Annotated in this window: 17 protein-coding genes; 6 read left to right on the top strand and 11 right to left on the bottom strand. The window is 42.2% G+C overall.

Annotated elements, in window-relative coordinates; genetic code table 11:
* Positions 1–146: 146 nt before the first annotated feature.
* Positions 147–872, bottom strand: coding sequence for a TIGR00730 family Rossman fold protein (locus GVN20_RS14135; protein ID WP_114459552.1), 726 nt, complete (start codon positions 870–872; stop codon positions 147–149).
* Between the two features lie 165 nt (positions 873–1,037).
* On the opposite strand from GVN20_RS14135, the gene rpiB reads away from it, so the two are divergent.
* Positions 1,038–1,472, top strand: a complete 435-nt coding sequence (gene rpiB, locus GVN20_RS14140) for a ribose 5-phosphate isomerase B (protein ID WP_166558963.1) — start codon at positions 1,038–1,040, stop codon at positions 1,470–1,472.
* A gap of 254 nt (positions 1,473–1,726) precedes the next feature.
* Here the strand turns inward: rpiB and GVN20_RS14145 are convergent, their stop codons facing one another.
* A complete protein-coding gene (locus tag GVN20_RS14145; RefSeq protein ID WP_166558964.1) occupies positions 1,727–2,962 on the bottom strand; it encodes a nucleoside recognition domain-containing protein in 1,236 nt (411 codons plus the stop codon).
* A 113-nt stretch (positions 2,963–3,075) separates the two neighbouring features.
* Complete coding sequence (locus GVN20_RS14150) at positions 3,076–4,098, bottom strand: hypothetical protein (protein WP_166558965.1); 1,023 nt, start codon at positions 4,096–4,098, stop codon at positions 3,076–3,078.
* Positions 4,099–4,247: 149 nt separating this feature from the next.
* Between GVN20_RS14150 and GVN20_RS14155 the strand changes: the two genes are divergently transcribed.
* Together GVN20_RS14155 and GVN20_RS14160 are read left to right on the top strand one after the other, a co-directional pair.
* Positions 4,248–4,982: a DUF4290 domain-containing protein gene (locus GVN20_RS14155; RefSeq protein WP_166558966.1), complete on the top strand. Its 735-nt coding sequence runs from the start codon at positions 4,248–4,250 to the stop codon at positions 4,980–4,982.
* Positions 4,983–5,037: 55 nt separating this feature from the next.
* Positions 5,038–6,282 (top strand): pyridoxal phosphate-dependent aminotransferase, encoded by a 1,245-nt coding sequence (locus GVN20_RS14160; RefSeq protein WP_206023269.1) that lies wholly within the window; start codon positions 5,038–5,040, stop codon positions 6,280–6,282.
* 155 nt (positions 6,283–6,437) lie between these two features.
* Here the strand turns inward: GVN20_RS14160 and lon are convergent, their stop codons facing one another.
* The 3 genes from lon to groES all read right to left on the bottom strand — a co-directional run bounded on the left by lon (position 6,438) and on the right by groES (position 11,479).
* Positions 6,438–8,933: an endopeptidase La gene (lon, locus tag GVN20_RS14165; RefSeq protein ID WP_166558967.1), complete on the bottom strand. Its 2,496-nt coding sequence runs from the start codon at positions 8,931–8,933 to the stop codon at positions 6,438–6,440.
* Positions 8,934–9,438: 505 nt separating this feature from the next.
* Positions 9,439–11,079 carry a chaperonin GroEL gene (gene groL, locus GVN20_RS14170; RefSeq protein WP_114065967.1) on the bottom strand — a complete coding sequence of 547 codons (1,641 nt, stop codon included), beginning with the start codon at positions 11,077–11,079 and terminating at the stop codon, positions 9,439–9,441.
* A 109-nt stretch (positions 11,080–11,188) separates the two neighbouring features.
* The gene (groES, locus tag GVN20_RS14175) at positions 11,189–11,479 is read right to left on the bottom strand and encodes a co-chaperone GroES (RefSeq protein ID WP_114065966.1); all 291 of its coding nucleotides are present in this window, start codon (positions 11,477–11,479) and stop codon (positions 11,189–11,191) included.
* Positions 11,480–11,827: 348 nt separating this feature from the next.
* Between groES and GVN20_RS14180 the strand changes: the two genes are divergently transcribed.
* The gene (locus tag GVN20_RS14180; protein WP_166558968.1) at positions 11,828–12,526 is read left to right on the top strand and encodes a hypothetical protein; all 699 of its coding nucleotides are present in this window, start codon (positions 11,828–11,830) and stop codon (positions 12,524–12,526) included.
* A 113-nt stretch (positions 12,527–12,639) separates the two neighbouring features.
* Here the strand turns inward: GVN20_RS14180 and GVN20_RS30010 are convergent, their stop codons facing one another.
* Positions 12,640–13,344: a LytTR family DNA-binding domain-containing protein gene (locus GVN20_RS30010; protein ID WP_166558969.1), complete on the bottom strand. Its 705-nt coding sequence runs from the start codon at positions 13,342–13,344 to the stop codon at positions 12,640–12,642.
* A gap of 511 nt (positions 13,345–13,855) precedes the next feature.
* Between GVN20_RS30010 and GVN20_RS14190 the strand changes: the two genes are divergently transcribed.
* Positions 13,856–14,011, top strand: coding sequence for a hypothetical protein (locus GVN20_RS14190; RefSeq protein ID WP_166558970.1), 156 nt, complete (start codon positions 13,856–13,858; stop codon positions 14,009–14,011).
* Between the two features lie 239 nt (positions 14,012–14,250).
* Here the strand turns inward: GVN20_RS14190 and GVN20_RS14195 are convergent, their stop codons facing one another.
* The 4 genes from GVN20_RS14195 to GVN20_RS14210 are packed head-to-tail and all read right to left on the bottom strand — an operon-like array spanning position 14,251 to position 19,392.
* On the bottom strand, positions 14,251–15,018 hold the full coding sequence (locus tag GVN20_RS14195; RefSeq protein ID WP_166558971.1) for a LytTR family DNA-binding domain-containing protein: 768 nt from the start codon (positions 15,016–15,018) through the stop codon (positions 14,251–14,253).
* Positions 15,015–16,034 (bottom strand): sensor histidine kinase, encoded by a 1,020-nt coding sequence (locus GVN20_RS14200; RefSeq protein ID WP_166558972.1) that lies wholly within the window; start codon positions 16,032–16,034, stop codon positions 15,015–15,017. The genes GVN20_RS14195 and GVN20_RS14200 overlap by 4 nt, the downstream gene beginning before the upstream one ends.
* A gap of 16 nt (positions 16,035–16,050) precedes the next feature.
* The gene (locus tag GVN20_RS14205) at positions 16,051–16,941 is read right to left on the bottom strand and encodes an SDR family oxidoreductase (RefSeq protein ID WP_166558973.1); all 891 of its coding nucleotides are present in this window, start codon (positions 16,939–16,941) and stop codon (positions 16,051–16,053) included.
* 57 nt (positions 16,942–16,998) lie between these two features.
* Complete coding sequence (locus tag GVN20_RS14210; protein ID WP_229599069.1) at positions 16,999–19,392, bottom strand: carboxypeptidase regulatory-like domain-containing protein; 2,394 nt, start codon at positions 19,390–19,392, stop codon at positions 16,999–17,001.
* Between the two features lie 291 nt (positions 19,393–19,683).
* On the opposite strand from GVN20_RS14210, the gene GVN20_RS14215 reads away from it, so the two are divergent.
* Positions 19,684–21,708, top strand: coding sequence for a tetratricopeptide repeat protein (locus GVN20_RS14215; RefSeq protein WP_166558974.1), 2,025 nt, complete (start codon positions 19,684–19,686; stop codon positions 21,706–21,708).
* Position 21,709: the final 1 nt, after the last annotated feature.

Here is a 21,709-nt window from a genome sequence, read left to right on the forward strand (position 1 = left end):
TAAATCGTTGTGTAATCAACACTTTTAGAGAAGTGTTGGGTTTATTTTACAATAATAATAGTTACAAAGGGCAGAAAAAAAACAAACCCCTGAAAACAACCTTTGCAGGTATTTTCAAGGGTCAAATATGGGTTTTGAAGCAACGGCTAGAAGTTGGGTTTTAGCAAATATTTAGCGTAAAACTCATCAATGACGCGCACGGCTTCTTCGGCGGTGTCAACTAAACTAAACAGTTTGAGGTCTTCGGGATTAATGTTACGTTCGGTTTCGAGCATGGTGGTTTTAATCCAATCAAGCAGCCCTGACCAATAGGCTTTTCCGACCATGACGATGGGGAAACGGCCGATTTTTTTGGTTTGAATGAGCGTTAGTGCTTCAAAAAGTTCATCCAAGGTGCCAAATCCGCCTGGCATGACCACAAACCCCTGAGAGTATTTGACAAACATTACTTTTCTGACAAAAAAGAAATCGAAGTTGATGTTTTTGTCGGGGTCAATGTACAGATTACTGTGTTGTTCAAAGGGGAGAATGATGTTTAAACCTACCGATTTTCCACCTTGTTCAAAGGCGCCTTTGCTTCCAGCTTCCATAATCCCAGGGCCGCCGCCCGTGATAACCCCGTAGCCGTGGCGTACAAGTTTGGCGGCGATTTCTTCGGCGATTTTGTAATACTCATGGTCGGGTTTGGTACGGGCAGAGCCGAAAATGGAGACACACGGGCCGATTTTTGCTAACTTATCAAATCCTTCTACAAACTCGGCCAAGACTTTGAAAATTACCCATGAATCGGCGGTTTTTATTTCATTCCAGTTTTTGTCTTCAAATGCTTCGCGAATGCGATCTTCTTCGTTCAATAATTCAGTTTCTGACATGGCTTTAACTTTTTTAAAGGGTCTTTCAATTTTTGTAGTTCCTAAATAGGAAACCCAAAAACACGGAGACGGGTTGTGAAATTATTCAAGTCGGTTACCCAAGGTTTTGTACCTTTGCGGTAACGGGAAACAATAACGAAAATAATTTTAATTCTAGTTCAGGTTATGGCTAAAAAAATTGCAATTGGCGGCGACCACGCCGGATTTTCCTTAAAAGAACCGCTGGTAGCGTGGCTGAAAGAGCAAGGGTATGAAGTAAAAGACTTTGGAACTTACAGCGCCGACTCGGCCGACTACGCCGATTTTGCGCATCCAGTAGCTTTGGCGGTGGAAAAAGGAGAATTTGACGCTGGTGTATTGGTCTGTGGTAGCGGACAAGGCGTGGCCATAACGGCCAACAAACACCAGGGAATTCGGGCGGCATTGGTATGGGATACGCCGCTGGCGGCGCTGGCTCGTCAGCACAATGATGCAAACATCATTTGTCTACCTGCAAGGTTTATTGCCGAAGAAACGGCCTTTGAGTGCGTTACGATATTTTTAAATACCGAATTTGAAGGTGGACGCCATGCTACGCGTGTCGGAAAAATTGCCTGCTAAAAAAACGAAGGGATGAGGTTTCTGAAGACCTCATCCCTCAATCATCCATTGCCCCTTTGGACATTCTATCGTCGCAAACGCTGGTAAAATGACCATTGTTGACAACTTATCTTTTCATGGAGTTAGCAAAAAAAAAGCGTTAATACTCAAAAGTCTCTCAAAGGGAATAAAATGAAAGTAGAAGGGGCATTTCAAGTTAATCTCAGAGAATATAATATTCTCATTGTTAAGTTTACATTCGTATTTGATGTAAATCAGTGAAAAAATAAATAGGCGAGCAAAATTGCCGCAGTTACCCCTATAAAGTCGGCAATTAGTCCCGCTACAATGGCATAGCGGGTTTTCTTGATGCCTACCGAGCCAAAATACAGCGCAACGATGTAGAAAGTGGTATCGGCAGAGCTTTGAAACATACACGACAATCGTCCCACGAATGAGTCTGCGCCAAACTGCTTCATACTGTCAATCATTAGCGCCCTCGATGCACTGCCACTGATGGGGCGCATCAATGCTACGGGCAATGAATCAGAAAAATCGGTGTTCATGCCAGTCAACGCAATCAGGTATTTTAAGCCTTCTACCAAGTAATTCATTACGCCCGCATTCCGGAAAGTACTGATGGCCACCAACATTCCGACTAGGTAAGGAATGATTTTGACCGATGTTTCAAAACCAGCTTTGGCCCCATCTACAAATGTGCCAAACAAGTCTATTTTTTTGCGGAGCCCGCCGAGCAGGAAAGCCACTACAATGATCAATAAAATCAAGTTGCCGCCCACTTTTGAAATGATTTCGAGCTGTTCTTTCGTTTGCGTGGATAAATACCACAAAAGCAGCCCTAAAATCGCGGTTATCGAGCCTATCCAGCCAATAAAGATTCGATTGAATAGATTGATACGTTGCCAAAAACCAGTAATAATGATACTGGCGACAGTGGCTATATAGGTAGCAATCAGACACGGAATTAAAATGTCGGACGGGTCTTGCGCACCCAAGATGGAGCGTTGGGCCATCACGCCAAGCGGAATAATGGTCAACCCCGACGTGTGTAAGACCAAAAACATGATTTGGGCATTACTAGCGGTTTCTTTGGTAGGGTTTAGGTCTTGAAGACTTTGCATAGCTCGCAAACCAAAAGGCGTTGCGGCATTGTCAAGCCCCAGCATATTGGCCGAAAAATTCATAATCATCTGGCCGTTAGCAGGGTGGTTTTTAGGTACTTCTGGAAAAAGCTGATGGAAAAATGGGCCAATGATTCGGGCAAGAAAATTGATAGCACCCGCCTTCTCTCCGATATTAAGCAATCCTAAAAAGAAGGTCATCACTCCAGCCAAGGGTAGCGCAATGTCCATCACGGCGACCTTAGCAGAATCAAACATGCCTTCGACTATCAATTTGAAGATTTCAGTATCGCCTGAAAAAATGAATTTTATCAAAGCAACCGCAAAAGAAATAAGGAAAAATCCAATCCAGATGTAATTAAGGGCCATGGGGCGGGAGAAGGTTAGGAAACCTAAAAATATAAAAAATCACGCAAAGACGGGAAGCGGCACAAAAAAAGCCTGACTATTATGCGTCTTTGCGTGCGCAAAAATGAAACAAACTACTGCTTTCCTACCAGTTTTTTGGCAAAGCCCACCGAATGAATCAGCCCCAACCACGCTTTACGCTTAAAGGTATCGTAGGTATTGGCCAATGTGAGGTAAGGGCTGAAATTAATCGGACCGTAGTTCTCGACGATGTATTTTTCGGCATTTTTTTCGGCATTCCAGTAGGTTTCTGAGCTAGAATTGGCCTTTGTTCCACTGCCTGTTGTATCAAATGCAGCGTGACGGGTATAATCTTCAAGGGTTAAATGCCTGAACGTATAGCCACGACTGTACATATCGTGCGACCAAACCGTGGCCGTATCAACGCCCCGCCATCCGCCACCGTAGCAGCCGATGTCCCCCTGCGGAAGAGTTTCCTTGCGGTATTTCTCGACGTCAATCATGGCGCAATATTCGTTGAGCCGACATTCGGGCAGGATATGAACGCGCCCTGCCTTGAGTACTCTCAATTGGATGTCTTGGCGGGGCGTTGGGTATTTTTCGGCCAGGGCAATGGCCTCTTCTTGCGTCGGAACGTATTCTTCAAACTTTTTAGAATTACATTTATTGCCCCAATCTGGCCCAGCGGGGCAACTCCAACACTGTCCGATGGAGCCTACGCCTGTGAGGTTTTCGGGCCCTTTTTCAAATTCTTTGAGCATATCACCAATCATGTCACCATAAAATAACATATCGTTGTGCATGACGCAGAGGTACTTCTTATCGGTCATCTCCAGCGGATACTGGTACATGATGCTTTGGCGATAACGCGTGTCGGTTTTGGCTCGCTCATAATCAGATACGCCAAGCCCTAGGAAATAATGAGGATGCTGAATGACTAACTTTACGTCGGAGTTACGGAAATAATCAATAATTTTGAAGATGCCGATGTAGTCGTTGTGCGGTTGGAGACGTTCGCGGGAAAGATAAATTTTGTCAATGTGCTGACCACTGTACTTCATTAATGTTTTAATGGTAACAATTGCCTGATAAGGCTTTCCATAAAACGCAATACTGACATCTACTTTTTTACTCATTGGAAGGAGTGATTGGTTATCCGTTGGTTTTTAAACGCTTTTTTTATTAATTGAAAAAAAACGAAGTTTCAAAATTACGACTAGCTACTCATTTTGCCAAAGTATCTTGATTTTTCGTAACTTTGCTTTGTTATTAAATATTGACTCCATTGAAAGAATACGGAAGCAACGTCCAAAAATTAGCTGACTACCTCGTCGACCTGCAAGACCGCGAAAAGCGTAATCTTTATGCCCACATCTTGGTCGAATTAATGCGACAAATTCACCCTAATATGCGTGATGGTCAGGATTATTCCCAAAAACTGTGGGATGATCTGTACATCATGACCAATTTTAAGTTGGATGTAGATAGTCCTTTTGCCCCACCTTCCCCCGAAGCGGTGGGTAAAAAACCCCTGCGTGTGCCCTACAACCAGTCGAATATTCGGTATAAACAATACGGAAAAAATTTGCTTTTGCTCGTACAAAAAGCCATCGACTGTCAGGATAAAGAAGAAAAACTGGCTTTTATTTCGTATCTAATTCGTCAGATGCGGACGTTTTATAACACTTGGAATAAAGACAACCCCGACGATAATATCGTATTTACGCAGTTGGATGAGGTCTCGGGCGGGCGCTTGAAAGAAGAGTTGACGTATCTGCGCCAAAACGGATTGGTAGAATCTGCCCCGCGCGACAAAGGCACTAACGTGGAGCGTTATCAACGAAATCTCCAAAACAATCGCGGAAGTTTCAACAGTAATAACCCCAACCGCGAACGAAGTGGCAACACGGGCAACAACCGTAATAATAATAATAACAATAATCCTAATAATAATCGCAACCGCGACCGCGATCGTGACCGCGATAAGTTTAGAAGCAATAAGAACAATAGGAGACGATAATTCGAGGTAGTGAGTACAATGCATCCTCACTACTGATTTCTCACAACTACTGATTATGCAAATCCTGAAAAGTAAACGCCTTGAGCATCTGCGGTATGATATTCGAGGCCCGGTGTACGAAAAAGCCCTTGAGCTTGAAAGTCAAGGGTATAAGATTATTAATCTTAATATCGGCAATCCGGCCCCGTTTGGCTTTGACGCGCCCGACGAGATTATTCACGATATCATCCTCAACATTCGCAATGCGCAGGGATATGTAGATTCGAGAGGGTTGTTTGCCGCACGGAAAGCGGTGATGCATTATACACAAACGCAGGGAATCAAAGGCGTTGATATCAATGATGTGTACATCGGCAACGGGGTCAGTGAGTTGATTGTGATGTCGATGCAGGCTTTGCTAAATGAAGGCGACGAAATTTTGGTTCCTTCGCCCGATTATCCCCTTTGGACTACTTCGGTGGCCTTGAGCGGAGGAAAACCTGTTCATTATATTTGCGATGAACAAAGTGACTGGAATCCTGATTTAGATGATTTGGAAAGTAAAATCACCCCGCGTACCAAAGGGATAGTGATGATAAACCCCAATAATCCAACGGGTGCGGTCTACGAAAAGGATGTAGTACGCCGAATCGCTGAAATTGCCGAACGCCACCGCCTGATTCTTTTTTCGGACGAGATTTACGATAAAATTCTTTACGACGGAGCCGTTCACTATCCCGTGGCTACCATGGTGCAGGATACCCTTTGCGTTACGTTTGGCGGACTTTCCAAAAATTATCGCTCAGCGGGCTTTCGCGGTGGCTGGTTGATTTTAAGCGGAGCAAAACACAAAGCGAAATCCTACATCGAAGGATTGACTTTTTTGGCGAGTATGCGTTTATGCGCCAACGTTCCTACCCAATACGCCATTCAAACCGCCTTGGGCGGCTACCAAAGCATCAAAGATTTGGTGTTGCCTACGGGCCGTTTGTACAAGCAGATGGAGCTGATTTACAATCGACTAACGGCTATTCCGGGTATCACCTGCGTGAAGCCCAAAGGAGCCTTGTATGTTTTTCCAAAAATTGACCTGCGTAAATTTGATTTTAAAAACGACGAAGACTTTGTGTATCAATTATTGGTAGAACAAAAAGTGTTGGTCGTGGCAGGAACGGGTTTTAACTACATTAGGCCAGACCATTTTCGTATTGTTACTTTGCCGAGTGTTGATGAATTGACCATTGCGATGAATCGACTTGAGCAATTTCTTGATAACTCACGTATTCATGCCGAAAGCCCCGTTGAAGCTTATTTAGTATAACGAGTTAATCTGATACCAATTCATAAAAAGAGGGTGAAATAGGTTCGTTTTGAATCACTTCATTCATTTAAAAAGGGTAGTCTCAAAAGTCTGAGACTACCCTTTTTGTTTGGGAAAACTCCCTTTTAAATGGCTTTAGAAGGGAGGAGGATATTTCAATTCACGGTTTCGTGCACTGGTTGCTTTTGGGTGTCGTCAGGAAAAATAAAGGGGGTAGATTTCTTGACCTTCTCGGGCAATAAGGCAATGGCGAGAACTTCATCTACGTTTTCAACGTAGTGGAATTTTAGCGTTTTTACGTAATTTCCATTGATTTCTTCCACATCCTTACGGTTTTTGTGGCACATGATGATTTCGGTCACTCCTGCGCGCGCGGCCGCCAAAATCTTTTCTTTGATTCCACCCACGGGCAACACCTTGCCTCGAAGCGTAATCTCCCCCGTCATGGCGAGTTGAGGTTTCACCCGACGTTGGGTAAAAATAGAAGCAATAGACGTCAGCATCGTAATCCCCGCCGAAGGCCCGTCTTTTGGCACTGCCCCTGCTGGAATGTGAATGTGTAAATCGTAGTGGTTAAACACCCGGTAATCAATGTCTAAGGCATCGGAATGCGCTTTGAGGTAGGAGAGGGCCGTGACAGCTGACTCTTTCATTACGTCGCCCAGTTGTCCTGATAGGGTCAATCCACCCTTGCCACGGCTTAAGCTAGATTCGATAAAGAGAATCTCGCCGCCCACGGAGGTCCACGCCAAGCCTGTTACCACACCCGCGGTATCGTTGTCTTGGTACAAATCCTTGTCAAAAATCTCGGCACCCAGTAGCTTTTCTACGTGCTCTGATTTGATGGGTTTAGGGTATTCTTCTTCTAAAGCAATGGATTTTGCCACTTTACGAACCAACGCGCCGATTTTTTGCTCCAAATTCCGAACCCCTGATTCGCGGGTATAATGCTCTATGATTTTAATGATGGCTTTGTCTTCCACGCTAAATGCCTTGGTTTCCAAGCCGTGGTCTTTGCGTTGTTTTGGTACAAGATATTTCTTGGCAATTTGCAATTTTTCTTCTACCGTGTAACCCGTCAACTCGATGATTTCCATGCGGTCGCGCAGGGCGGGGTGAATGGTTTCGAGGGAGTTGGCCGTGGCTACAAACAATACCTTAGAGAGGTCGTATTCAACCTCTAAGTAGTTATCAGCGAAAGCGTTATTTTGTTCAGGGTCAAGTACTTCGAGCAAAGCCGATGCTGGATCTCCTCTAAAGTCTGAACCCACTTTATCAATTTCGTCGAGAATAAAAACGGGATTGGATGAACCCGATTTTTTGATGTTTTGGATAACCTTTCCGGGCATAGCCCCGATGTAGGTTTTACGGTGTCCGCGAATTTCGGCTTCGTCGTGCAAACCGCCCAACGCCATCCGAATATACTTGCGTCCGAGTGCTTTAGCCACAGATTTTCCGAGGGAGGTCTTCCCAACCCCGGGAGGGCCGTAAAGGCACAGAATAGGTGCTTTTAGGCTGTTCTTTAACTTCAAAACGGCGAGGTATTCGATGATACGCTCTTTTACTTTTTCGAGCCCAAAGTGGTCGGCGTCCAGTACTTTTTGAGCGCGTTTAAGGTCAAAATTGTCTTTCGTAAACTCTCCCCACGGCAAGTCTACCATCAACTCTAAGTAATTGAGCGTGACGGGGTAGTCGGGAGCCATTGGGTTGATACGCTGTAGTTTTTGAGATTCTTTCTCAAAATGTTTTTTGACCGATTCGGGCCATTTTTTCTTGGCAGCCCGGAGGCGAATATCTTCCAACTCCCGCTCGGGTGTTTCCATACCAAGCTCGTCTTGTAATACTTTTATTTGTTGCCGTAAGAAATAATCACGTTGTTGTTGATCAATGTCAGAGCTCGCCTTCGACTGAATGTCACGTTTGAGTTCAAGCATCTGGATTTCGCGCATCATCAATTCCAACAGTTTGGTGGCTTGCTCGGGAATCGTTGGTTTTTCGAGCAAATCCTGCTTATCCGAAACCTCGGCGTTGAGATTGGAAGACAAAAAGTGCGTCAAAAAAGTAGGACTTTCGATGTTGTCGAGCGCAATGCGGGCCTCTTGCGGAATATCGGGATTGAGTCTTAAGATTTTATGGGCCGAATCGCGGAGTGTTTGAATAAGCGCTTTGGATTCTTTCTTGTTTTGATTGGGAAAAAAATCTTCGATGGCGCTTACTTTCGCAATCATGTAAGGGTCTTCGCGGACGTAATCTTTGACGCGAAAACGTTGACGTCCCTGCAAAATAATGGTAGTATTTCCATCGGGTAGGGTAATCATCTTGATGATATAGCCCATGGTGCCGATGCCAAACAAATCGCTGCTGGTGGGCTCTGCTTTGTCTTGGTTTTGCTGTGCAATGACGCCAATGATGCGATCGCCTTTGTAGGCTTTCTTTACTAATCGAATAGATTTTTGCCGCCCAACGGTGACAGGAATGACCATTCCGGGAAACAATACTGTGTTGCGCAGGGGTAAAATTGGCAACTCTTCTGGCATTTCGATGGGTTCATCATCACCGTCTGGGCTGCCAAGCGGTAAGATTTCAAGACTGTCTAAATCAGACTCGGCTAACATTAATCGTGTATATAATTCGTTTGGGTCGAGATTCATAGGGCAGGCTGTCAATTTGACAGTAAAGTTTGGAAAATTAAATATATGAAAATTTCTTGTAAAGAAAGGAGATGCTTCCCGCGATAAGTTAAAATGAATGAATATCTCTAGGAAGGAAGAAATATAGATTGATAGTCCGGGAGTTGGGTGGCTCTGAATAGAGAGGAATAACGCTCAATTTGTTGTAATAAGATTGGTGAAAGACTAATGTTATAAAAGATGACAAAGGTAAGCATTACTTTCTAAAAATGGGCGCTTCTCCCAAAAAGTGCAAAATTGCGAACCTTTGAATTGATTTTCATATCTTTTATCAGAAAAAATCATGCCACTCCTTTAAGGTATGAGTGTATACCAATAGCGTTAGAATTTGGCTGTTAAGTATTGAGCAAAATAATCTCTAAAGTCTTAGTAACAATAGAAGAGTTAGTGGGTGTTTAAAAAAAACAAAAGCCCTCAAGTTGAATGAGGGCTTTTGTGTAAAACTGCATCGGGAAATGATGATTGATTACATCATGCCGCCCATACCGCCGCCGTGTCCGTGGCCACCTGCGCCCGCACCAGCATTTTCTTCTGGTTCGTCGGCGATAACACATTCGGTAGTCAACAACAGACCTGCGATTGAGGCTGCGTTTTCCAAAGCCAAACGAGTTACTTTCTTGGGGTCAATGATACCAGCTGCGAAAAGGTCTTCGTAGGTATCATTTTTAGCATTGTAGCCAAATCCACCTTTGATTTCTTTCACTTTGTTGATAACTACTGAAGCTTCACCACCAGCGTTGGCTACGATGGTACGAAGCGGAGATTCCAACGCCTGACGGATGATGTTGATACCCGTAGTTTCGTCTTCGTTGATACCTTGTAGGTTATCCAATGCGTCGATGGCACGGATAAGGGCTACACCACCACCCGTTACGATACCTTCTTCGATGGCAGCGCGGGTTGCGTGGAGGGCGTCATCAACGCGGTCTTTTTTCTCTTTCATTTCAACTTCAGTAGCAGCACCGATGTAAAGAATCGCTACCCCGCCTGACAATTTAGCCAAACGCTCTTGCAATTTCTCGCGGTCGTAATCTGAAGTTGTATTTTCGATTTGTGATTTGATTTGGTTTACGCGCGCTTTGATTTGCTCAGCATCGCCCGAACCGTTCACAATCGTTGTATTGTCTTTGTCAATGATGATTTTTTCGCAGTGGCCCAAGTATTGAAGATCAGCGTTTTCCAATTTGAAACCGCGCTCTTCGGCAATTACTGTACCACCAGTAAGGATAGCGATGTCTTCCAACATAGCCTTACGACGGTCGCCGAAGCCTGGAGCTTTAACGGCACATACTTTCAATGCACCACGGATTTTGTTCACAACCAAAGTAGCCAAGGCTTCGCCGTCAACATCTTCAGCGATAATCAACAACGGACGACCTGTTTGTGCTACACCTTCCAATACAGGAAGCAATTCTTTCATTGAAGAAACTTTCTTTTCAGAAATCAAGATGAAAGGTTTCTCCATTTCGGCTTCCATTTTCTCCGCGTTGGTCACGAAGTATGGAGAAAGATAACCACGGTCAAACTGCATACCTTCTACCGTTTTAACTTCGGTTTCGGTTCCGCGTGCTTCTTCTACCGTAATTACGCCTTCAGTACCTACTTTTTTCATGGCGTCAGCAATCATTTTACCGATTTCTTCGTCATGGTTGGCAGAGATAGTGGCCACTTGAGCGATTTTGTTGAAATCATCGCCTACGCTTTCAGCTTGTTCAGCAAGATTGGCAGTTACGGCCAAAACCGCTTTGTCGATACCGCGTTTCAAGTCCATTGGATTTGCGCCAGCAGCTACGTTTTTAGAACCGATAGTGTAGATAGCTTGTGCCAATACAGTAGCAGTAGTAGTACCATCACCAGCAGCATCAGCGGTTTTTGAAGCAACCTCTTTCACGAGTTGAGCACCCATGTTTTCCATTGCATCTTTCAATTCAATTTCTTTCGCTACCGTTACACCGTCTTTGGTGATGGCAGGTGAACCGAATTTTTTGTCAATAATAACGTTACGACCTTTAGGTCCAAGCGTTACCTTAACGGCGTTGGCAAGGGTGTCTACGCCTTTTTTAATTTTGTCACGTGCTTCGATATCGAAAAATATTTTCTTAGCCATGTCTTGTAAATAAGTTTATTGTTAATGGTTGATTTGTTATTAGTTAGCTGTTATGAGTTATCTGGAGATGAATACCTTTCGGTTAAACAGATAACTATTAACGTCTAACTTAGATAATCGCAAAAATGTCAGATTCGCGCATAATGAGGTATTCTTGACCTTCTACGGTAATTTCAGTACCTGCATATTTGCCGTAAAGAATTGTATCGCCTACTTTAACGGAAAGGGGCTCATCTTTTTTGCCAGGACCTACTGCCACTACCGTACCACGTTGGGGCTTCTCCTTTGCAGTGTCGGGGATAATGATACCAAAAGCGGTTTTCTCTTCGGCAGGGGCGGCTTGTACTAGCACGCGATCTGCCAACGGCTTAACATTTACTTTTTCTGCAACTGCTGACATAGTTATCAGGGGTTTTAATTGGTTTAAAATTTATAGAACTTATTAATAAGTTTTTCGAGGGCAAAGGTATCATTTTCTATGCCAGTAACTAATTAGCACAATTCTCTGCCATTTTTGCAGTTTTTTGGGGTTTTAAAGGGTAAAGTCTGTCATGTTCGGAATAATCATTGGCAGTTTATAACTTTTTGTTGTGGTTTATTTGGCAGTATTTGTTTTTTTACTAAATTGGATTTTGATTTGAGTTGCTAAATTGTAGTGCTGAGTATTTAGAAAAATACACGCTTCTCAGGACTTTTTATTTGGTGCTCACAACTTGTTATTGATTTACCAATATTAAAAAGAATGTATATGGCAACCTTAACCAAAGATTGGCTTACCGACGGATGGATTGATTTTGAATATAAAAAATATTTGTTATTGGCTTATTTACAGGGGGTTAAAGGTAATTTTAGCCAAGCAAGACTTTTCCCTGATTTGCCCGATGTCCAGACCCACTTTGAAACTGCCTCACAACTTAAAAACACCAAAAGTGAAATCGTTGCTTCTTTTCCCAAAACGGTAACTGGGGTAGATCTCAAAAAAAAACGATTTGTCTACGAAAAATTTCAGGAAAGTCAGCAACTCTCCGAAATTGACAGTATTTTAGAGTATTCTCTGCCACTTTTTCAGCAAACGCTGACAGAGGGACGAAGCCAATATGCCGACATCGAAGCCCAGTTGACATTTGCCCCCGTGGGGATTGTGCCGTTGCATTTGAAAGAAGGGTATCTTTTTCTGTACCGTGCCCGTCGCCATGAAACGGACATATTTCACTATCAAATTCGGCTTTTTGAGCATCGAGAACAAAGGGGTGTGCAAACGACCTACCTCGAAACCGTGCGTAAAAGTATTTCAACAACCTTTGAAAATCTCAAACTGACGCTTATCAAAAAACGACGGGAGCTGCCAAACCCCGCTACCTATCTTATTGAATCTCCCGCCGACTATCCTGTACAAGAAACATTGTTACCGATTGCCAAACAGTTGATTGTTAAACACGTAGCTTAGAGGTGTTCTAGAAAATAGCGATTAAATTAAACAACCCCGCAGGCACTGCCTGCGGGGTTGTTCTGTAATTGAAGTATTGCCATAAAGGGATACAAACTTTATGGAGAGAGACCTTAACTTAGGGGGTGTTGAGCCGTATTTTTCGACAGTAGATTGTGCTTCATACGGCGACTTAGCGGTAGGGTGTACCCCGCAATTTCTACGATGTTTTTTTCAAGGTCTATTTTTTTGATGAATTTCTTATTGACCAAAAAACTACGATGGACTTGCAGAAAACGATTGGCCGGTAGTTGCAATTTAAGCTGAGTTAATGATTTTTTGAAGGCATACCGACGTGCCGCGGTTTGTATAAAAATGTAATTATGCTCAACCTCTATATAAATGATGTCTTTGATGGCAATAAATTCGCTACGTGAATTTCCCTGAATGAATTTTGGCTCTTGGATAGGGTGTTGTGCCAATATTTTAATGATACTGTCGAGGGAATGGATGTGAAATGGTTTGACCAAATACAATGTTAAGGGGTGGCTCACAGCTACCACTTTTTGATATATTTCTGATGAATCATGGTGGGTCAATAAAATAACTGGAAGGTTTTGGAAGGCGTGTTCTTCAGCAAGTTTTAATCCATTCTGTGGACCCTCCAATGGAATGTCAATAATCACTAATTCGATGTCGGTGAGGCTCACAAAATCAAGGGCATTTTGGTAGCTATTAAGTTGGTCTACAATGGTATATCCAAGTATTGACAAGGATTCTTCCAATTGTAGTCCATAAAGTGGATCATTGATAACAAGAAGGATATTTTGGATGCCCACAGTGGGAGTATTTAGGTGCTAGGTATGGGAATATTTAATGTTTAATAGTAAGACAAAAATATATGCTTAAAGTAACCTTTTTGAAAAAAAAAATTAATGAATTGATTTGTGTAGAGTACCAAAAGTTCTTTTTTGGCTGATTTAACGGGAAGTTTGAGCAAAATATTATGGGTAGGTGGTTTTTGTAAAATATATGCTAAAAAGTTGAGGTATTAAGGATATTATATAAAAAATATGCCTTTTTAATTCACTATATATATTCTTTTTAAGGTGGTATGGGGTGATTATATCCCAAATGGTATTGGAATTTATGATTGCCCAATTTTTGTGTTTAGACTTGTTAGCTTTATCTATTTTCCTAAGAAGTATGTTAGCTGTCTACAATCAGAATAAGTATATACCGTATGAATGATGAAAGTTATAATTTAACAAGGGATGCATCTCAAATGAATATTTATTTGAATGTGGGGTATATAGATAAAGTTTTACCGTTCCTGTAAGTAATCAGATTGTGTTTACACTATCTGGAACCGAAGCACCGCAAAGTTGGAGCAAAGCGCCTTTGTCGGAGCTAGGTCCTATTGAAGGGGTCTATGACAAATACATTGTGGAAGGAGTAGAAAAAATACCCCCGAAAATGGAGGAGATTGCCCCGGAGATAGGGTGAAGTATTGCCTAGTTCAAAAAGCTCTTTAAAGCTCTTTTTGGCCCCTTTTTATCGGGTTTACAAGGGATATAAAATGGAATACGCCGAGGGCTTGTTGCGCGAAGGTCAAACCGCTAGTTCGGTCTCTGAGCGTGTGGGTTATACGCAACCTATTAAGTTCAATAAAATGTTTGAGAGATTTTATGGGATGGGACACCCCCTTTTAATTACGGCAAATTTCAGGCTTGCTATTTTATTTTCTAGCCTTCTATCCACTCTTTAAAGGAAGAGGCTTTCTCACGGCTGACGAGTATTTCCTGCAGAGGTTCGGGGTGTAGGTCGAGTTTGAGCTTTCCGTTGAAATAAGAGTGTATTTTTTTGACGGCCGAAAGGGCCGCAATAAACTGTCGATTGAGGCGAAAAAAATGACTGGGGTCGAGCATTTTTTCTAGTTCTTCGAGGGTATAATCTATCAAAAATTGTCGATTGTCATTGCAAATCAAGCAGACCATTTCGTTGGCCGTAAAAAAATAAGCGATTTCGTGTCGGTGAATAGGGACAAATTGCTCGTGTTGTTTGACCAAAAAACGGTTTTTGTACTTTCGGCCCGCCGACGGAAGAATGTCAAGTAAGGACTGAATTTTATGGCCGTAGTCTTGGTGAGCTTTTGCGCCCGTGAGCGCGCGGTATTTTTCAATAGCCGCGCTGAGTTCTTGGGGTTTTATGGGTTTAAGCAAATAGTCTATGCTCTTGACTTTGAAGGCCTTAATGGCGTATTCGTCGTACGAAGTGGTGAAAATAATAGGGCTATTGATGGGTATTTCGTCAAATATTACAAAACTCAAACCATCGGAAAGCTGAATGTCGGAGAAAATCAAATCAGGTGCCTCGTGGCTAGAAAACCATCGTTTGGCGGCTTCAATACTTTCCAATACCTCCAGCACCTCAATGCTGCTGTCGGTTTTTTGAATCATTTTGGTCAGACGCTCGGCAGCAGGATATTCGTCTTCGATGATTAGGGCCTTCATGGAAGCAAGGGGATACGTACCGTAAAATTCCATTCACTTTTATGAATCTCAACCTGTTGGTCGGTGAGCAAACGATACCGGTTGATGATGTTTTGCAGTCCTACTTTGGTTGATTTTTCAAATGTCTTTTTCTCCTGTAAATTGTTGGCAACACTTAGATAGTTGTTTTCCTGTAAAATCTTAATAGTGAGTGGATTCTCTTTTGAAATAATGTTGTGTTTGATTGCGTTTTCGAGCAACATTTGAAGGCTCAATGGTGCCACTTGTTTTTGGTAGGCAGCCTCGTCGACTTGTGCTTCTACCATCAGATTTTCCCGAAAACGTGTTTTATTGAGGTAAATATACGCGTCCAAAAAAGCCATTTCCTCTTCTAGCGTGACCGTTGATTTCTCCCTGCTCACTAGCACATACCGGTACACATCCGAGAGCTGGTCGAGGTATTTTTGGGCGGGGGCGTTTTCGTCATCGATGAGCGCGGCCAACGTATTCATGCTGTTGAAAAGGAAATGGGGGTCAAGCTGATTTTTGAGCGCTTCGAGCTGGGATTGAACATTCTCGCGGGCGAGGGATTCCGTTTTTTTAACATTCTGCTGCCACGCTTGAAAGAAAAATACGCTTTCGTAAATAAGCGTCACTACCAAGGTGGGAATGAGGCTGATTCGGAAACCGATTAAAAAAGGCGTTCGCTCTTCCCAGCCAAGTAATTGATTACAGAAAAAATAATCAACAATGATGGTGGTCAAAAGAGTATACGAAATACTAGCAATGGTTTGATAGACAAGTCGTTGGGTAGTTTGATTGTATTGTGGGAAAAACTGCCGCGATTTAATGAAAATGTACCGATTGCCTTCCCAAAGCAAAAAAGTGTTGAGAAAGCAGGTGCTGAGCCAATGAAATATTCCATTCACATCCCCCGCCAGAAAAACGTCGCTGTGGGAGATAAGGGGTATCATCAGGCTCAGCAGCGGGATACCAATGAGCCTCGCTTTGCGGTCGTTGAGTACGACAGTTTCCATAAAGGGCTATTTTTTATCAAAGATACAAACTTTTCTCTTCCCCAAACTGCTTGGCGAATTCTTCGGGGGAAGTACGCGGTTTGCCCAAGTCTGCCCAGGTTTTTTGCGCGTAAAATGTCTCGTTGGTTTGTTCATAAAAGCCAAACAACTCAGCTAAGTGGCTCATTTTAGGCGAGAAAATTCCCATCAATTTGACTATCCAAAGGGGCAGTACCTGCATTTTTAATCGTGGGTTGAAAGAAGTTTTCAGCCGTTCAAAAACCTGTTTGTAATTCATTTTTTCGGGCCCTTGAACGGCATAATGCGTATCAAATGCCTGTGGATTTCCGATGGCTTCAATGACTTGTACGGCATAATCTTCGGAGTTGATCCAGTAAAAATCGACGGGCTTACCTATCCATTGAAAATTGTTTTTTTTAATGGCCCAAAATAGGCTATCCAAAAACCACGTGGGATGAAAAATGGTGAATGGGATGTTTGATTGCTCAATAAAACGATGCCCCTGCCGCCTAATTTTATTCTGTAAAATATCCTTGTGGTGCTCAATAAACGGATACGCCCCCAAAGCACTTATTTTTAGAATGTGCTGAATACCATTGAGTTGACACGCTGTTACGATATTCTGAATGCCTTCTCGCTCGGCATAAAACGCTTGATTGGGCAGCACCTCATCGGCACTTAGGTTGATGTAAACGTAATCAATCCCTTTAAACGCCTGAGTAAGACTTGATGAGTCTGCAACATCCCCCTGCACCAATGCAACCGAATCGGGTAGCAATTTTTTTGCTTTTTCAATACTTCTCACAACGGCTCGTACTTGAAAGCCGTGCCAAAGCAGTTGCCGAATCACGGGTTGTGCCAAGCGCCCCGTGGCGCCGACGATGGCAATTGTTTTTTTAGCGCTCATGGTTGTATGATTGATAGCCATTCCAAGACTTCAATGCTTGGAATGGCTAGTTTAAAATTAGAATGTCAAACGATAAAACGGAATCGGTAGAAAGCCTTGCTGATAGGCCGTGCCAATCCGATTGGTACGGGGATTATAGGCTTGTTGGAAGATGTTTTGACTATTGGTAAAGTTTTGTAAATCAATGGCAACCTCGTGCGTGGCGTGCTTACGATTGAGTTTGTAGCCAATTTTAAGGTCAGTACGGAAGTAGCCGTTTTGCTGTTGTAAAAACGCCCGTTCATCATCATAAATCGTCGTTTGGGCGTCGGCCGAAGCGCTTAGGTTGATGGGGCGCACGTAGCGTCCTCCGGCGGTGGTTAGTTTCCAATTGATGCTTAACGAGCTGTTTTGACCCAACGGAATTTCCTTTCCTGCCAGCGCATTCAGCACGTAATGGCCGTTGAATGGGGTATTGCGCTCAATACCGTCGCTGCCTTTGTATTTTGAATCAAACACCGACCCCGTCAGCAAGAAATAATAATTGTTGGAAAAGTATTTTTCGAGGGTGATTTCTACGCCGTAGTTACGACCAGTGCCTTTGTTGACCAAATTGCCTTGGTCAATGGGCGCAAAATCAGCCCCTTCTATCAATACCGAATAAAAGCCTGGTGTACTTTGCACTGGCACATCAAACAGTGATTGATAATAGGTCTCTACTTTTAAACGAATGTTTTCGGAGAGATTTCGTTCGTATCCCAATACAATATGATGGCTCCGCGTAAAACCTAAGTCCTTGTTGGATAGGCTATAACCCCCATTTGGATTGGGAGATTGGTAGAAATAAAGCAGGAGTGGCTGGAGGTTGCTGTGTAGGCCGTAGGCTAAATTCAGCGTGCTGCGCTCGTTCAGAACATAACTCAAACCCAGACGCGGCTCCACGGCGCTTTTGTTGTTGAGTTCATAATGCAAACCAGTCAAACCGGCATTTAAAGTTAGATTTTGGCTGAAACGGTGTTTCCACTGGATATAGGCCTGAGAGAGCATGGTTTCACCTTGGGTATTTCTTCGCGAAATTACCGCTGGATAAAGTGCACGGTTGAGCAAATCAAAGCGATTCAAATCGACAATGATGCCACCCGAAAGTTTATTTTTGGCGTCGATTTTATGGTTTACAGAGGCATTAACAGAGAGCTTTTCGTTGGTAAACAGCGCTTCTTCGTTTTGAATTTCTTGCAAAACTTCTTTGACACCCGTTTTATAAAGCACGGTATCTCCCTTGAAATTCTGGGTGGAGCGCGAACCTGAAAGCGTGATTTTGCCGTAGGTTTTGTCCGAAAAACGGTGCTCGTACGACAGCGCCGCTACGCCTGATTCAAAATTGACGCGGGTGTTGTTGTTTTCGTCGCCGTAGGCATCGCCTTTTTCAGTATCTACATCTTTGCCCAGAAACGTGACGTTGCTTTTGCCGCCGATGGTCCAAAAACTTAGGTTTCCTTTCTTACCAACTGGAATATCGGTTTTGAACGTAAAGTCTTGATAATAAGGGGTTCCTGCTATCTCAAACCCAATGTTGGACATTAACCCAAAAAGCGAGTAACGATAATTGACCAAATACGATGCCTTTGATTTCTTGCTGTAAGGGCCTTCTGCGCCGACCTCCACGCCGTTGAAGCCAATTTGGGTAAGAAATTCATGTTTTTCGTCGTTGCCTTTACGTAGTCGTAGATCAAACACTGAGCCGAGCGCGTTTGCGTATTCGGCGGGAAATGCCCCCGTTAGAAAATCAGATTTTGCTAACAAATTGGTATTCAACATCGAAACTGGCCCGCCTGAAGTCCCCAACGAACCGAAGTGATTGGGGTTGGGAATATTGACGCCATCGAGCCGCCAGAGCAGCGACGCGGGGGAATTGCCGCGCACCACAATGTCGTTGCGGGCGTCGTTGGCACCACTTACACCCGCAAAATTGGCCGCCATACGCGAGGGATCCCCGAGGCTACCTGCATATTTGAGGGTTTCGGCGGGACTAAACGGACGCGCACTCACGGTGGCCATTTCGTTGTTGGCGACTTTGTTGTCTTCGCTGCGTTTATAGCTTACGGTTACTTCGTTGAGTTTCGTAAAACTCTCCGTCATGGGGAAATCCAAAACGACTTCTTTGCCCGCGTTCACGATGATGTCTTTGGCAAAGATGTCATCGTATCCGATGAAGGTGATTTTCAACGCGATGCGGCCAGTAGATACGCCCGACAAACGAAAATTGCCGTCGGTATCGGTGGTTGTGCCGTTGAGGGGAGTGCTTCCCACTACCACCACCGTAGCACCCACAACGGGCGCTTTTGAGGCAGCATCGGTAATCTTGCCGCGTACGGTTTGCGTAGCAGATGACTGTGCGGGCGAAGTGTAAGGAAGAAAAAGGGCTGTTAATAGGCTGAGGGCCATCAAAAGAGAATGAATAGTTGTTTTCATGACTTGTTTGTGGTTGTTTTCATTTCAAAATTCACACAAACAAGTCGGTTGAAAAACCCAAACGGGGGCGAAACGTAGGGAAACGGGGTTGAAGCAGAAATCAGACGGGGGTGAAACGGACGTGTATAGGCATAAATCGTTTCTACTCATTGCCTATAAGATAAGGTACTGAATTTAAAATAAGTGGAAAGAAATATTGCTAAAATGTAATAATTTGGGTTATTTATTGTAAATACTACAGAGATAACAGATTTTCTTTGTAAGATTGCCCTGTTATAAAAAACGCTGATAATGAAGAGATTATTACTGAGCTTATTCTTAACGCTTATGTTGAACGTAGGAGTTGCACAAAGAAATCAAGTGGATAGTCTTCTAAAACAGCTTAGCATTGAAAAAGTAGATACAAATAAGATTGCGATGTATGCAGAAATAGGGTATTATTATATGGATAATAATGCTGGAAAAGCAATTGAATATTTTAAAAATGCCTTAGTGCTGTCAGAAACACTCAATAAAAAATATTTGGTTTCGGATTACAATTATACGATTGGCTATTGTTATTTGATAAAAGGAGATTATAACAAGTCTTTAGAATATTTATTAAAAGCCGCAAGGATGTATGAAGACCAAAAAAGTGTTTCAGAACTTGCAAATACTTTTATGCAAATAGCAAATGTGTATGGTCAACTCAATGATTTTAAAAGAGTAAATGAATATCAGGATAAAGCACAAGTGCTGGTAGAAAAACTTAAAGATTCTGAACAATTGGCTGATTTGTTAGATTCAAGAGGTATATTAAATGATAGAATGGGGCAATATGGTAAAGCGTTGGAGTATCATCAAAAAGCGTATAAAATTGCCCTAAGTTTAAAAGATGAAGATAGAGCTACTTCAATTCTTTCTAATATCGGACTCAACTATAAACATCAAAATAAGACAAAGGAAGCTCTTGATTGTTTTTATCGCGTCAAAAATTATTTTGAAAAAAATAATCCAAATCCAATAACGCTGGCTTCTCTATACAATAACATTGCATCCACTTATGTACAAAACGGTAGTTATTCATTGGCTAAAGCATCTTTTGATAAAAGTATTTCTATCTCGGCAGAAGCAGGCATCCCATATATTGTGATGGAAAATTATCATAACCTGTCAGTTATGTACGGTAAAATGAAAGATTTTGAACCTCAAATAGATTATTTAAATAAATATTACGCGATTAAGGATAGCCTTTTTACGGTCGATTCTAAAAATCAACTTACTCAATTGGAGGCTGATTATCAGGTAGAACAAAAAAATATTGAGATAATTAAACAAGCAGGGGAAGTAGTGAATCAGAAAAACCAACGTAATATTTTTGTCATAATTTCTATCTCGGCGGCTCTTCTGCTTTCGGCAATGGTTATATTTTATTTACGTATAAACAAAGCAAATCAATTGCTGAATGAAAAAAATAACCTGATTAATACGCAAAAAAATGAATTAGAGGTGGCACTTCATAATCTTTACCTTACCCAAGAAGAATTGATACGACAGGAAAAGTTTGCTTCGGTGGGACAATTGACCAAAGGTATTGTCGATCGAATATTAAATCCTCTTAATTATATAAATAATTTTTCCGAATCTTCAATTTCGCTAACTCACGAACTTAAAGAGATTTTAGAAAAAGAAATAACTGGTGTTGAACAAGAAACAAAAGCTGAGTCTATTGATTTGTTAAATTTAATTGAAAATAGTATGGTAAAAATTAATGATCATGGCAAAAGTACTGCTAGGATTGTAAAAGATATGCAGAGTTTACTCAAAGAAAAATCAAGTGACTACGTAAAGGTAAATTTGAACGAAACAGTTGTGAAATGTGTAAATGATGTTTACCAAAAATTCAAAAATGCGAATCAGCAATTTAAAGCTGAATTAATTTTTCATTTGGAAAATCAAGAAATTATTGCAGAAGTTTTACCTTTAGAATTCTCTCAAGCCATTTCAAATATAATTGACAATTCACTTTATATACTTGATGAAAAATATAAAACTGTAAAGTACTTTGTGCCAGAAATTAAAATATCAACTAAGCTGAATGAAAATGACCTTTTTTTAAAAATAAGGGATAATGGTAAAGGGATTCCACCAAGGGATTTGGAGAGACTTTTTAATCCCTTTTTTACCACAAAACCAACCTCTGCCGGGACAGGTTTAGGATTGTTTATGAGTAAAGACATTATTGAAATTCACAAAGGGAAAATAAACATCACTTCTAAAGAAGGGGAGTTTACAGAAGTCGTAATTGTCTTGCCAATTGTGAACGAAAAAGTATAAT

This window comes from Runella sp. CRIBMP (assembly GCF_009905605.1).
Lineage (GTDB): Bacteria > Bacteroidota > Bacteroidia > Cytophagales > Spirosomataceae > Runella.